Source organism: secondary endosymbiont of Heteropsylla cubana (assembly GCF_000287355.1).
Lineage (GTDB): Bacteria > Pseudomonadota > Gammaproteobacteria > Enterobacterales > Enterobacteriaceae.
The window spans coordinates 570,873-586,197 of the sequence record NC_018420.1 but is presented as its reverse complement, the minus strand read 5'-3'; the positions used below and the strand labels follow the sequence as shown (position 1 = coordinate 586,197).

Annotated in this window: 8 protein-coding genes; 5 read left to right on the top strand and 3 right to left on the bottom strand. The window is 27.7% G+C overall.

All coding sequences use genetic code 11. The features are described 5' to 3' along the window. Window positions 1-289 precede the first annotated feature (289 nt). Window positions 290-1,309: a tRNA (adenosine(37)-N6)-threonylcarbamoyltransferase complex transferase subunit TsaD gene (tsaD, locus tag A35E_RS01530; RefSeq protein ID WP_014888921.1), complete on the bottom strand. Its 1,020-nt coding sequence runs from the start codon at window positions 1,307-1,309 to the stop codon at window positions 290-292. Between the two features lie 1,249 nt (window positions 1,310-2,558). Between tsaD and panB the strand changes: the two genes are divergently transcribed. Both panB and panC read left to right on the top strand, forming a co-directional pair. Next, window positions 2,559-3,350, top strand: a complete 792-nt coding sequence (panB, locus tag A35E_RS01525; RefSeq protein WP_014888920.1) for a 3-methyl-2-oxobutanoate hydroxymethyltransferase — start codon at window positions 2,559-2,561, stop codon at window positions 3,348-3,350. A 20-nt stretch (window positions 3,351-3,370) separates the two neighbouring features. Then, a complete protein-coding gene (panC, locus tag A35E_RS01520; RefSeq protein ID WP_014888919.1) occupies window positions 3,371-4,225 on the top strand; it encodes a pantoate--beta-alanine ligase in 855 nt (284 codons plus the stop codon). A 2,482-nt stretch (window positions 4,226-6,707) separates the two neighbouring features. Here the strand turns inward: panC and gpmA are convergent. Continuing rightward, window positions 6,708-7,418 (bottom strand): 2,3-diphosphoglycerate-dependent phosphoglycerate mutase, encoded by a 711-nt coding sequence (gene gpmA / locus A35E_RS01515; protein WP_014888918.1) that lies wholly within the window; start codon window positions 7,416-7,418, stop codon window positions 6,708-6,710. Between the two features lie 2,226 nt (window positions 7,419-9,644). Between gpmA and lysS the strand changes: the two genes are divergently transcribed. The 3 genes from lysS to gloB all read left to right on the top strand — a co-directional run bounded on the left by lysS (window position 9,645) and on the right by gloB (window position 13,532). Beyond that, window positions 9,645-11,165: a lysine--tRNA ligase gene (lysS, locus tag A35E_RS01510; protein ID WP_014888917.1), complete on the top strand. Its 1,521-nt coding sequence runs from the start codon at window positions 9,645-9,647 to the stop codon at window positions 11,163-11,165. A 766-nt stretch (window positions 11,166-11,931) separates the two neighbouring features. Next, complete coding sequence (gene folB, locus A35E_RS01505; RefSeq protein WP_014888916.1) at window positions 11,932-12,285, top strand: dihydroneopterin aldolase; 354 nt, start codon at window positions 11,932-11,934, stop codon at window positions 12,283-12,285. A gap of 491 nt (window positions 12,286-12,776) precedes the next feature. Beyond that, window positions 12,777-13,532 carry a hydroxyacylglutathione hydrolase gene (gloB, locus tag A35E_RS01500; protein WP_014888915.1) on the top strand — a complete coding sequence of 252 codons (756 nt, stop codon included), beginning with the start codon at window positions 12,777-12,779 and terminating at the stop codon, window positions 13,530-13,532. Window positions 13,533-13,889: 357 nt separating this feature from the next. Here gloB and mnmE read toward each other — a convergent pair whose 3' ends face one another. Continuing rightward, window positions 13,890-15,260 carry a tRNA uridine-5-carboxymethylaminomethyl(34) synthesis GTPase MnmE gene (gene mnmE / locus A35E_RS01495; RefSeq protein WP_014888914.1) on the bottom strand — a complete coding sequence of 457 codons (1,371 nt, stop codon included), beginning with the start codon at window positions 15,258-15,260 and terminating at the stop codon, window positions 13,890-13,892. Between the last annotated feature and the right edge of the window lie 65 nt (window positions 15,261-15,325).

Below are 15,325 nucleotides of genomic sequence, written 5' to 3'. Positions count from 1 at the left end.
CTAGTAATTCACATAACCATCAATAGAATTTAATTTAATATTTTATTTAACGTTAAAATTTAAATTAGATATAAAGTGCTATCTTATAACTAACAATTTTCATATGAATAAAATTTGTTCAAAAGTCTTTCTAAAAATATCACACAATAGATTAGTGTGCTTGAGTTTACTAGTTTCTTAGAAAGTTCTATCTTTTTTTTCTTAAAAAGACGAACTTTATAATATAACCACAAAAATTCTTTTTTAAATAAAAAATATTAAATGTCGAATAAATAAATCTAAATAAAATTCAATTTTTTAATTTTGATAAGGTTGCTATTGACCAACGCGGATTCACAAAAATAGGACCGGTAGATTTTAAACTTTCATCTATCCGAATTAAACCTGCATAAGCGATCATTGCGCCATTATCCGTACAAAATTCAGGTCGAGCATAAAAAATTTCTCTACCATTTTGATGAATAATATCGTTCATACTTGCACGTAAAAATTTATTTGCACTAACACCACCCCCTATCACTAACCGATTGAAACCCGTCAGTTCAAGTGCGCGTTGGCATTTAATGATTAAGGTGTCAACTACTGCCTCTTCAAAAGCTCGTGCAATATCTGCTCGAATTTGCAAATTATTGATACTAGTGCGTACTGTATTTGCTGCAAAAGTTTTTAATCCAGAAAAACTAAATTCTAATCCTTGACAAGAAGTCATTGGACGAGGAAACCTATAACGTCCCGATAAACCACTTTTTGCTAGTTTTTCTAGCTTTGGACCACCAGGATAGCCAAGTCCTAATATTTTAGCTGTTTTATCAAAAGCTTCTCCAGCTGCATCATCGATAGATTCCCCCAACAATCGATATTCACCGACATTGGTAACAGAAAGTAATTGCGTGTGGCCACCGGAAACCAATAAAGCTACAAACGGACATGACGGCGGATTTTTTTCAAGCATCGGAGCTAATAAATGTCCTTCCATATGATTAACGGGAACTACTGGTATTCCTCTAGCATAAGCGAATGCGCAAGCAACTGTAGCTCCAACTATTAATGGTCCTACCAAACCCGGACCAGCAGTGTAAGCCACCCCATCAATATCAGAAGCCTGCAAACCAATTTTAGTTAATGTCGATAAGATTAGTGGAACAATTTTACGAATATGATCACGAGAAGCTAATTCTGGAACCACTCCACCATAATCAGCATGTAGATTTACTTGGCTATAAACCTGGTTAGCCAAAAGACCTTTTTTTTTATCATAAATCGCTATACCAGTTTCATCGCACGAAGTCTCAATCCCTAATATACGCATATCATCAAACATCCTTTTTAATTTACAAAGGAATAGTTTATTAAAAAGCTAATAATAACCACACATCTAAAAAGATAGTTACCTGTTAACTTTCACAATACTACTCAGTATTTTTTTTAAATATGTTTATTTCAGTAATTTCCACAAGATTAGAGTCTATATTACAATTTTTTTAATTAACCAATATCGATCTCATCTCCCTTTCTTATTTTTCTTCATTTTCCACTAATAGAATAGCATGAAATAAAGTTACACAATACGAAGCAGATGTCTTAATTAAGACTAACTTTTCTTTGAAAAGAATAAAGACTTTTAATTTTTCTACTTACTTAGTAGAGATAAGATTTACTTATATCACAATTTCTTCACACGAAACTATACACTTTTGATCAGAATTCACGATCAACACTATCATTAAATCTTAACTTTAATAATATAATCTAAAACACAGAAGATGATTATAAGATCATACTTTCATTTATTTAAAATTATATACGATTAAAAACAAACTTTTTACACTATAATTATAATTTTTTTGATTTATTTTCTATGAAAATCTTTCCTGATGGTTTATTAAAAAAAATTTTAATCTCACAATAAATAAACATTTTATATCATTTCACAATTTTTACTCTTAATTTGTAAAAACCTATTTTAAAAAAATAATCCCATTTATATTAAAAATATAAATCAATTAAAGCTACATTACACCCACATAACTATACGATTTTAATTAAATAATTCACATCTTTTGACAAAGAGTCTTTAAATAATAATTTAGAGGCTTCCTGTATAAATACAAGAAATCAATAAGTTAATTTATTATATTTATAATTTTATAACATGTTTATAACTACTTAATGAGTTAAGTATGACATCAAAAATTAAAATTTAAGAAATAATCGTTTTATATATTAAAGTATGTTATTTTAAATTTCTGAATTCTGTAAATAGTTCAATGAAAGTCATGTTATAAACACATATTGTCCAAAATGAATACAATAAAAGTTATCGATATTTCACTAAAATCGCTATTTAAAAAAAATCAATATAAATTCACTGGTTGATTCACTTTAATCATCTAATTCAAAATTTTCTAAAAAATATTAAAAAAAAAGAACAATATTAATCATATGCTTTATTATATTAATATATTATAAACACTACATAATCCCACGTGAGATTCTACTGAGATAAACTTTTTGTTCTTTAAGTAAAAAATGTTTTACATTACAGGAAGACCTACTTTATGACCACGATTTCTCATTTACAAACATGGAAACAACAAAAGCGAAAATTTGCTTCTATTACCGCTTACGACGCTGCATTTTCTCGACTCTTTTCTAAAGAAGGAATTGAAGTTATGTTAGTCGGAGATTCTTTGGGTATGGTCATCCAAGGATACAACTCAACCTTACCCGTTACTTTAGAGGACATGGTTTATCATACTCGCTGTGTACGACGTGGCGCTCCATCATGCTTCCTTCTTGCTGATCTTCCATTTATGAACTACTCAACGCCAATAGAAGCCTGTAAAAATGCAGCTGCGTTAATCCGAGCTGGAGCCAACATAGTTAAAGTTGAAGGCGGCGGTACATGGCTAGTTGATACCATTCATTATCTAACCGAAAGGGCCGTACCCGTTTGTGCGCATTTAGGACTAACTCCCCAATCAGTGAATATTTTTGGCGGCTATAAAGTTCAGGGGAGAGATCCAGCCGGAGCAGAAAAATTATTAGCTAACGCACAAGCAGTTGAAAAATCTGGCGCAGAACTACTAGTGCTAGAATGTGTACCAATTGCGTTAGCAGAAAGTATAACACAAACACTTACCATTCCAGTTATCGGAATTGGGGCTGGTTCCGCAACTGATGGTCAAATACTAGTCATGCATGACGCTTTTGGTATTACGAACGAGAAAGCACCTTCTTTTACTAAAGATTTTCTTGCAGAAAGTAAAAACATTACTGAAGCAATACGCCGCTACGTGAAAGAAGTTGAGTCGGGTGAATTTCCCTCAATGACACATAGCTTTATTTAAAAAAAATAAAGGAAATTACTGTGTTAATTATCGAAAAACCATTAAAGTTGCGTAAAATTGTAAAACAGTGGTCTCAAGAAAAACAACGTATTGCTTTAGTACCCACAATGGGAAATTTACACAAAGGACATATGCGTCTCATTGATAGAGGACGCGCGCTTTCCGATAAAGTTATCGTTAGCATTTTTGTAAATCCAATGCAATTTGAAAATCAAGAAGATTTAGAAAATTACCCTCGTACTCTAGAAGAAGACTATAAAAAATTGAGTAATCGCGGAATAGACGCTGTATTCACACCAGACACAACAGCAATCTACCCTGGCACTCTCACCAACCAAACTTATGTTGATGTGCCTAGTTTTAACAATATTTTAGAAGGTAAAAGTCGTCCTGGACATTTTCGAGGCGTAGCCACTATAATTTGTAAACTTTTTAATTTAGTTCAACCAGATCTAGCTTGTTTTGGTGAAAAAGATTTTCAACAATTGATGTTAATTCGTCAACTTGTACATGACATGAATTATGATATAGAGATTGTTAGCGTACCAACAGTACGCAGCTATGATGGACTTGCACTTAGCTCGAGAAATAAACATCTTAGCGATAAAGAACGTTGTCAAGCACCGAAACTGTATCAAGTACTTATGCAAGTTACAGTAGAATTGCAAGAAAGGAAATATCATATTGATGAATTATTAAATAAAGCAAAAAGAGAACTTTTAGAAGCTGGCTGGAAGCCAGATACTCTTGTTGTTCAAGATGCAGAAACATTAGGCGAATTAACAAAAAACACCCGACGAGCAGTAGTCCTCTTTAGTGCTTGGTTAGGCAAAACCCGATTAATTGATAATGCGCATGTTGATCTTATTTTATAATAGTTAAAACATAAAATTTTATTAATAATCGATAGCTAATTTAAACTAGACATCTTTTTATTAATTATAATCCTGTTATTATAATACATAAACTGCGCTAAGACTTCTAAAAATCTTAATAATTTACCAAAAAATAGAAATATTACCGACTATCGCATACTAAATCCAGAATAAACAAATACTATTTTAATAGATTTTGAGATATAAAATATATAATATTTTCTAGAATTTTTAAGAAACTATTATTTTTACACCACATATTTTAACGATTAGTTACACTTAAAATCAACTATCTAAATTTTTAGATTTTTCAAAAAAAGAGATATTATTCATTTAATTATTATGCCATCAATAAAATTGATGTCATAGATATTTAACACTTAATATTAATACTATTAATAAATTAATAACAATAAACATTATATCTTTAAGTTTTTTTTAAAATATAAAATCACCAATATTTTTAACAAGTAATAATAATATATTATTATCCTTTTATATATCTTTAAAAAATTTATTTCTATAATATTAATAAATAACAACATTATCCTTCCAATAAATTGATATTTGAATATCCGTTAAAAACATTTATACAAATTAAAAATAATTAAAAAGTGCAATAGAAGATTTAAATAAAGCTAAATAAGTCTTGCTTCTTATCTAAAAAAATCTAAATCTACTCTCTATCATTAAAAAGTTACTAACCGATTATATAAATTATAGAAAAAAAATGATTAAGATATTTTAAAAAAAAATCTTTATCTTCTCCTTTCATAAATAGAAGAACTTGAAAATTTACTTATGAAATAACTAAAAAATAGTGAAAAATTATTCCATGCCAAACCAGCTTTGTTATATAAAGTAACAATTAATATTAAATTCAATGAATTTCTAATAAACTTTATTAAAAAACTATGTGGTTAATTATTGATAACAAAAAAAAACACTATAGTTTTTTCATCCTATTTGTTTAATATTCAAAGAAAAAGAATAACTTTACATCAATAGATTTTTATGAGAGACAGTTATCAATCAACAAACTTGATAAGTTGAAATTTCTTTCTAGAAATTTTTTCAACTTAATAAATTAATGCACTTATAGTGCACACTTCAATTTAACCATCATCGCTCACAGCAACTGATAAATTTAAGCTTTACCGCTAACAATTTCATAAGAATAGAATTAAATTCTTGTCTCAAAGTTAACAACTAAATAAATTGACCAAGGATTTTATTAAAAAAATATTTTTTATCACTTTGAAAAGTGCTAATATAGATCATAACACCTTTTAAAGGTAATCTTAATGATGGTAGTTTTATACAAAAGTAAAAAAGTTTAAATAAAAAAACGAGAAATGCTAATTATCGCACAAATCCATAGATTTTCGTGTAATAAGCGACTTCTAATCTAGTATCTAGAAAATTTTACAGATATATTATGACAATGCGCTTAGAGAAATGAAAACTATAAATTAATCCTAAATTATTATTGTTTATAGCTTTTATCAAAAAAAACTAGGAATAGATTAAATTACTAATAGTTTTTAACGAAAAAAATATTATCAAGAAAACTAATCATATTTAACCTAATTTTGATAAATAAACACATTAATATTAACAAAGATAAATCATTACTATAAAAATATGATGAATTGACATTGTTACTTAATGTTAAAATAAATCATATAACAACGTATCTGAAAAACTGAGTTATAAACAAATTAAAAAGCCAGGAAAATACTATTAGGTTATAATAAATATTTACTACTTAAATTGTTTTTAGTTAATTGCGGTTTAATAGATATTACAACTAACTTTCTAACATTAAGTTAAAGTTTTCAAAAAAATAACGTTTTTATTAAAAAAATTACAACAATCTTGATTTATATATATAAAATATGATGATTTAATAAAATTAAACACTATTTAACTGAATACTTTAAAAAACTATACTTTCCTAAAGTACAATAATTAATTATCTATTTGATAAATAAAATTAATACATAAAAACATTATTACGCCTTAAGATCACTTGCACTAAATTATCTATTCAAAACACATACGATAAAAGTATAGCCTTATTTCTGTAACATAGAAATATAAAAAATTTAGAAGATGTTACCTCATATTAGATGTGAAAGTTAAATACTGTGTAGATTCAATAAAATTAATATTTTCAGAAAATCGAAAATCAGTATATTAACAATACATTATAATATAATAATTGTTAAAAACTAATAATTTAGTAGTTAAACAATTTTCAGTTACAATCTCTATATAAGAAAAGATCAAGAGTTGTGTAAAATATTCAACAAAACTAATCAAGCATATTATATTTTTTTCAATTAAAATTAAATATAACGAAAAAATCTTGATTCCTTGTCATCTCCCTATTTAATTTTTTTCGTAGAAGATTTATTAAGTTTTAAAATAATAAAATTTTTTACCCTATCTTGATTAATCATTTCAATTATTGTTTGTTTTATTTTATATTAATCTTGCTCAGGTAGTAATGTTCAATGGGCTTCATGTTCTCACTAAATTCGTAGATTAATGGTATTCCTGTTGGAACGTTCAATTCTAGCAATTCTCCTTCACTCAAGTTATCAAGAAATTGCCTTATCGCACGAATTGTGTTACCATGTGCTGCGATAATTATTCGATTACCAAGCTTAATGCGAGGAAAAATTACTTTATTCCAATAATGAAAAACTCGATTAATAGTTAAAGCTAAACTTTCAGTTGTTGGGAGGTCAGCAGGACTAATATTAGCATAACGTGGATCATTTCCTGAAAAACGTCCATCTTCACGACTAAGTGCTGGTGGAGTTATTCCAAAACTGCGACGCCACTGCTTTACTTGCTCGTTACCGTATTGTTGTACTGTCTCAGTTTTATTCAGTCCTTGTAATGCTCCATAATGACGCTCATTTAAATACCAAGATTTTTCCACCGGAAGCCAGGTTTGATCTAATTCGTCTAAAATGACCCATAAAGTATGGATAGCACGCTTTAGTACTGATGTGTATGAAAAATCAAAAAAATAACCTTCTTGTTTAAGAATCTGACCTGCTTTTTTTGCTTCTCTGCGACCCTGAATAGACAAATCTATATCTGTCCAGCCTGTAAAACGATTTTCTCGATTCCACTGACTTTCACCGTGACGAATCAATACAACTTTGGTTACATTCATAATATTGATTTCCTCTTCTAAAATTATAAATTATAACTTTATATTACATAGTTAATTTATATTGAACAACACTTCTCTCACTACTAATAAAAAGACAACTTTCTTTATAAAACCTTTAAAGATCAAAACTATTAAAAAATATTTTAATAAGTTTATATTAAAAAATAGAATTTATTTCTATAATCTTTCTTGGAAAATATTTCAAGTTTTAATTGGTTAAAAATAGATCAAGATAGATTAAAAAAATTACTTAATCGCTATTGTTTCCAATGGTGAGCAAATATACTCTTCCTATCAATAAGAAAATAAACAAAAATATAAAAATAACGACGCCTCAATCACTTAATTAACCTAACAACTATAATACTCACTTTATCTTTATGGTAGTATGGTTAAATAGTGATATTTTTAAATTTTTACAAGTACTTTATATTGATTCTTACTATCTAAAATTTTAAGGAAAACTTTTCCTATTGTAAAAAAACGTTACCATAAAATATAAGTATTAAGAAAAATGATTGACCAATAAAAAACTTATCTTCTATGTTCTTTTAAAGAAGTTGACAGATTATCTGTTAAATAACAATGTTTTTGTTTCCTGTTTAAAAATTAATTCTTACTAATTACATAATCAATGTAAACCGCTCTTCTCAAAAATATTCTAATAATTTTAATTTATTGGAGGATTTTCACATTTATTTGCATATTGAAATAAGAAATATATTCTTATACCATAATGTGTAAACTCCTAATTTTTATAAACATATTTTACACACTATTCATTAAGCGTTAAAACGGTTCTAATGCTTATGGAGAAGATGTTACTAGCAAGCTAAAAATTATCCAGAGTTTGTTTAATAACTGTTAAACTAATATGTAAAAAGAATCAGTAAAAGGACAGTCAACATTAATCAGCAAAAGAAAGTAATTAGTAATTACGAGTCATAAAACTAACCGATGTTATAATTTACTTAATTATAAAAAAGCACTATTTTTAATAAAAACAATATATCTAAAAACTCATAATTAAAAAATTTTTATATGATACAATATAAGAAAATTTTTTTTCATTATGATGAACTTTTCTTCTAAAAAAATCTAATGATGCATAATAACATTATTTTAAATGTTTTGATTAGAAGAATCACGATTTTTTTTGTTGTCTAACACCAATAACAATCGACATTTTATTTTAAAAATCATATTGATCACTTGAAACATTATTTTCTAAAAAAAAAGAAAAAACTATAATTATTAGTTTTATAGTCTAACTAAATTCCGCTATGTTATATATCAAGAAAAGCAATATATTGATGTTTTAACAAAGTTATAAATATTAGAAAGCCTATCAGAGAAAATTTTTGCCAAAATTTTTAATTAAGTCTGATTTCTTAGAGAAGTGCGATAATTTTATACAATTAAAGAAAATTAAAGAAAAAGCATTCTTGTTCATGCTAGAGAGAATATCTCTATAAAATATGAAGTTATTTCTTTATTCTACTGAAATATAAATTTTTTGCTTATTGTATTTCTTTTTTTTATTATAAACAACCTATAGGAATTTTACCAAAATTATTAGATCTCTATTATCAATCCAGATAGTTTTTTTATATCAATTGTGATTTTTCTTGATTTATATTAATGTTCAATACGAACCAACTATGGATTAACTAATTAAAAATATCATTTTAGATAAAACTAAGTTAATAGTTTTCTTTGAAATATGAAACACTTTACAAAAAAACGCTCTAGCAACAAACTACCAGTGATAACTATATCTACACAATTAAAATAACTGACTATTTAAATTAGACATTTTTTCAAAAAATTCTAATAATTAATTTTATTAAATGAAATTCTTAAAAAAACAAAAAAATATTCAAAAATTATAGTATAACTTGATATTTATTTTTAATTATTACTCCCTTACTTAAAAATGAAAGTTATGTATAAAATTATTAATTTTCAACTATTCTACATGATAACTTGAATAAAAAAAACAAAAATAAAAGAAACGATTTCTTTAAAAGATCAAATTTTATGTGAACCTTATCAATTAAAAATACATTTACGTATATTACATTATTTATTAACACTTGATTTATAAAAATATTTATAAGTTATTTGATAAAGATAAAATATCTTTAACGTAATTTGAGACAATAATCTTTATTTGAAAAGTCTATAGAAATCAAAACAAATAAGAGTGAATACAGAGAAAAGTATATGTGTAAATTACCCTCATATAACAACGCACTTCATACGGTACATATAAAACACGAATTAAATTCACGAAAAGAAAAGCTTAAACAATGGCGTCAAGAAGGTATTACTTTTCCAAACAAATTTCGACAAAATATAAATTTTGACCAACTCCACACTTACTATGATGAAAAAACTAATGAAGAATTGATGACCTTAAATATTGAAGTAAGTATTGCAGGTCGTATGACTAGTCGACGTATTATGGGAAAAGCTTCTTTCGCTACCCTACAAAACTTTAGTGGTAAAATTCAGATTTATGTTGTTTGCAATAAACTGTTAGAAGGAGAATATAACGAGAAGTTTAAAAAATGGGATCTAGGCGATATTATTGGGGTCTACGGAACATTATTTAAGACCAAAAAAGGTGAACTATCCGTTTATTGCAGTAAAATTTACCTTATAAGTAAAGCGATGCGTCCCATCCCGAGCAAGTTTTACGGACTTACTGATCAGGAACTCCGCTATCGCCAACGCTACCTAGATTTAATCGTAAACAATAAAACCAGACAAACATTTAAAATTCGTTTTAACCTTATCTCTGAAATTCGTCGATTTATGATGGATCATGATTTTATCGAAGTAGAAACACCCATGATGCAAAGCATTCCAGGCGGTGCTACAGCACGCCCATTTATTACCCATCATAATGCTCTACATGTTGATATGTACCTACGTATTTCACCAGAACTATACTTAAAACGCCTAATGGTAGGCGGCTTCGAACGAATTTTTGAAATTAACAGAAATTTTCGCAATGAAGGTTTATCTTCTTACCATAATCCCGAATTTACTATGCTAGAACTATATATGGCCTATGCGGACTACATCGACTTAATGGTATTAGTGGAAAATTTAATGCGCAAACTCACACAACAAGTACTTGGTACTAACATAGTGCAATATGGAGATCAAACTTTTGATTTCAGCAAATCATTTATCACAATGACCATGACCGAAGCTATCTATCATCATCATCCTCACATTAAATCTGAAACGCTTAATGATATCACTGCTGCAACCGCTATTGCTAAATCACTTGGTGTTCTTGTTGACAGTCGATGGGGGTTAGGACGAGTGCTAACTGAAATTTTTGAAGAAACCACTGAATCTCACCTTATTCAGCCAACTTTTATAACCCACTATCCAGTAGAAGTTTCGCCATTAGCACGACGCAATGACACCGATCCATTGTATACCGATCGATTTGAATTATTTATAGGAGGTCGAGAAATTGGAAATGGCTTTTCAGAGCTTAATGATCCAGAAGATCAAGCAAGTCGGTTTATTCAACAAGCTCAAAATAAAAATGTTGCAAAACATGAAACAATGTTTTATGATGAAGATTATGTTACTGCCTTAGAAAATGGTATGCCACCTACTGCTGGGTTAGGTATAGGTATTGATCGTTTAGTTATGCTATTAACCAACAATAAAACTATCCGTGACGTAATTTTATTTCCGATGTTGCGTCCTCATAAATAACTTTGAATCAATTTATTTAAATATCTTAATTTATTTTATTAAATAATCTAAGATTCGTAATATGTTACCCATTAAAATTGATATGTCCATATAAATATATAATTATCTCAGTTAATAAAATCGCTAGTTTTGTTTTTTCCTATATTTTATCATTCATATTTTATTATAATTTATGCATAACTTAATTATTAAATAATTACAAAATAATGGTAAATTATTTCATATAACATAATAACTTAAAGCTAAAAATTTATTTATTTTTTATAATAAACGTTATATTCAAAAAAATATTTAACAAAAAAAATAAACACTCTCTCAATCTAATGTAGCTAATTTATCAACAACATTGAAATCAAAAAAAATATTGATCTAATATCACAGTTTCAATGTAACTATAGCTACTTTACTGTACTAATAGTGCAACTCACATAAAAATATATTGATTTGCTGTTTCAATCTAAATACAGATAAATCTTAAATTGTACTTTAGAAAAAAGTGAAGTACTGCGATAGTAAATATTGTTTACATCAAACATCTATATACTATAATAATTGTAAATTATTTATTATAATAATCTTATTATTAATTTTAAAAATATTTTTTTTAAAAATTAGTATGACAAATCGCATGAAATTTAGGCAATAATGAACATAATTAAATATATCACAAAATAAAAAACTTGACATTAATAAGCGCTTATGTTTTTCTTTATTAAAAGAAAATTTAAAAAAAAAGATTATAATAGGCATATCTGCCGAGTGTAATATGGATATTATATTTATAAAAGAATTAACCATAATGACCTATGTAGGCGTCTACAATTGGGAAAAAAATAGATTACAAAAATTAGTTTTAGATTTAGAAATAAGTTGGAATAATCAACTCGCAGCAATCAGCGACAATGTTGTCAATTGTCTAAACTACGAAATCATTACCGAAGTTGTAATATCACTTGTAACTGGAAAACATTTTTCACTAATAGAAACTGTAGCTGAAAATATTTCCGATCAGCTAATTAGTCAATTTAAAATCCCTTGGATTCTTATTAAAGTAAGTAAACCTTCTGCTATACCCCAAGCATCCAACGTTGGAGTGATAATAGAGCGAGGTAAACGTTAAATATAGCCGTGCTTAATAAAAAATATTTTTTTATTAGTCTATAAGTGACTTATTGATACTGATAACAATTTCATTCTTTTTCAATACTGTTCTTATTCAACTTAAATTAATTACTATCATATATTTCTTAAAAGTTTAGACGTCTGAATATTAGTAAAATAAATAAAATATATTATTTACTATAAGAAGATAAAACAAATTTATCACAATTATTAGATTAATGTAAATCATTTAAATGTAATTATATTCTTAATATTATTATATTAAAGTATTACCTAAAAGCATTATCTTTTATATATATCATAATATGTTTTATAGAAAAACATAAATATCTAACTCTATTTTTCCTGAAATTGAAAATTTCACAGCATCAACACTAAAAAATAGTTTTTATATTACAACAAATCTAGAAAAAAGTTTCTGAAATGAATTTACCATAATAAAATACTACTATTTTATTTTTATTTTACAAACCAAAAAATAGGTAACTAATGAATTCCATTAGCATTCCTGCATTGAAAGATAATTATATTTGGTTTTTAAAACACCATAACAATAACTATTTATTAATCGATCCTGGCGATGCATTACCCATATTACATCTTATAGAAGATTATAAGCTCCTTCCCCCTATTGCTATTTTATTAACCCATCATCACCAAGATCATGTAGGGGGAGTTAGTAAACTTCTAGAATACTATTGCGTTCCAGTTTATGGTCCAAAAGAAACCCATGATAACGGAGCAACAAAAATAGTAAAAGAAGGCGATACCATAAAATTACTAGAACAAACCTTCTATGTTATAGGATTACCGGGACACACACTCGGGCATATTGGATTTTATAGTGCTCCCTGGCTCTTTTGTGGCGATACTGTTTTTTCTGCGGGTTGTGGTCGACTATTGGAAGATACATCGCAACAAATGTACAAATCTTTTCAAAAAATCAATCAACTCCCCTCAAATACTCTGATATATCCTGCACATGAGTACACAGTAAGCAACTTAAACTTTGCTTCTGCTCTATTGCCTCATGATCACCTGATATCTTCTTATCACAAGATAAGTAAAAAATTAGAACAAACAAAACAACCAACTCTTCCAACAACGCTATATTTGGAACGAAAAATTAATCCTTTTTTTCGTTGTCATGACATTTATGTACAAAAAGCGCTTGATGTTTTTCCGCTCCCTGGAGAAGAATGGCGGGTTTTTTCAGCATTGCGCAAAAAAAAAGATTATTTTTAAACACGTTAATTACAGACGTTTAAAAATATCATTATTTGATAAAAATTAACTATTATTAAATATTTTTCATGTTTTATATGCATATGTGTAGTATGCAAACTATTAATTCTATCCAAAAATAGAGATTTGTAAAAAATATACTATACTTAATAAAAGTAAATAGATTTAGATAATCTATGAAAATACTTCAATGAAATGCAGCTACTTATTTAACCATGTAATACATAATATTAAATTTCCAAGACAATCAAAATATTTCTATAAATATAGAATATGCATTAAAAAAATAAAACTACTTTTTTATAAATAATTTTGTAAGAAAATATTAATTAATATTTTAAAAAAAAATAACAAGCATTATTTTCCAATACAAAAATTAGAAAAAATCTTACTAATAAGATCATTCGAACTAACTACACCAGTAATTTCACTTAAAGAATACTGTGCTAATCGCAATTCTTCTGCAAGAATCTCAATATTTTGAATATCTATAAATATAGAATTCCCTTTTTTTAAATGTATAGTAGCGGTCTTTAATGCTTCAATATGACGGCGACGAGCCAAAAAGGTTCCTTCAGTAACACCATCAAAGCCTACACTTTTCTTTAAATGTTCACATAATAATTTCAATCCTATACCAGATTTTGCAGAAATAGTAATAAATTCATAACCGAACAGCTTGTTAAAACCAATATTTTCATTAGTCAAATCGGCTTTATTACGTATTATAGTAATAGGTATCTTATGTGGTAACCGATCGATAAATTGCGGGAAGAGTATACTCGGATCACCCATAGGAACAGAAGTAACATCTACCATAAATAACACATGATCAGCTTTTAGTATTTCACGCCAAGCACGATCGATACCAAGACACTCTATTTCATCATTGGTATCCCGCAAACCAGCCGTATCGATAACATGCAATGGCATTCCATCAATATCAATATATTCGTTCAATAGATCACGCGTCGTACCTGGAATCGGGGTTACAATTGCCGCATCATGACCAGACAAAGCATTGAGTAAACTCGATTTCCCAACATTTGGTTCACCAGCAATCACTACTCTCATCCCTTCTCGCAACAAACTACCTTGACGAGCTTCACTACGTACTTGTTTTATTTTTTCAATAATCTCTTCTAATTTTGTTGTAATGTTGCTATAAGAAAGAAAATCAATTTTTTCATCAGAAAAATCGATAGCTGCTTCTATATGTATGCGCAAATTAGTAATTACCTCTACTAATTCATGAATACGTTGCGAGAAAACACCCTTTAAAGAATTAACTGCTGAACGAGCAGCCTGAATCGAACTAGCGTCAATTAAATCAGCAATAGCTTCTGCTTGAGATAAATCTAATTTTTTATTTAAAAATGCACGTTCTAAAAATTCACCTGGGCGTGCAATACGCACCCCAGATATCCCTACAATATAAGACATTAATAAATCTAATATAAAAGGACTACCATGACCTTGCAATTCTAATACATCTTCCCCAGTAAAAGATTTAGGACCGGGAAAAAATACAGCAATTCCAAAATCTAAAGTTACACCATTTTTATTAAGAAAAGGTGTATATTCGGCTTGACGAGGATGAGGCAACTTTCCTAATACTGCGTAAGCTATTTGAGCTGCTAACGGGCCAGAGATACGTAATATACCAACTCCTCCACGTCCTGGAGGGGTAGCTAACGCAACAATAGTATCTATTATCGTCTGATTCATTTAAAAACTCATATCACACAATACAAAGGCATTGTAAAATAAAAAAAAAGAATTATATTTCTGAT

What these genes read in the sequence shown, in the direction of transcription:
- tsaD (WP_014888921.1), bottom strand. Translation starts at nt 1,309, where the DNA reads ATGCGTATATTAGGGATTGAGACTTCGTGCGATGAAACTGGTATAGCG.
- panB (WP_014888920.1), top strand. Translation starts at nt 2,559, where the DNA reads ATGACCACGATTTCTCATTTACAAACATGGAAACAACAAAAGCGAAAA.
- gpmA (WP_014888918.1), bottom strand. Translation starts at nt 7,418, where the DNA reads ATGAATGTAACCAAAGTTGTATTGATTCGTCACGGTGAAAGTCAGTGG.
- lysS (WP_014888917.1), top strand. Translation starts at nt 9,645, where the DNA reads ATGTGTAAATTACCCTCATATAACAACGCACTTCATACGGTACATATA.
- folB (WP_014888916.1), top strand. Translation starts at nt 11,932, where the DNA reads ATGGATATTATATTTATAAAAGAATTAACCATAATGACCTATGTAGGC.
- gloB (WP_014888915.1), top strand. Translation starts at nt 12,777, where the DNA reads ATGAATTCCATTAGCATTCCTGCATTGAAAGATAATTATATTTGGTTT.
- mnmE (WP_014888914.1), bottom strand. Translation starts at nt 15,260, where the DNA reads ATGAATCAGACGATAATAGATACTATTGTTGCGTTAGCTACCCCTCCA.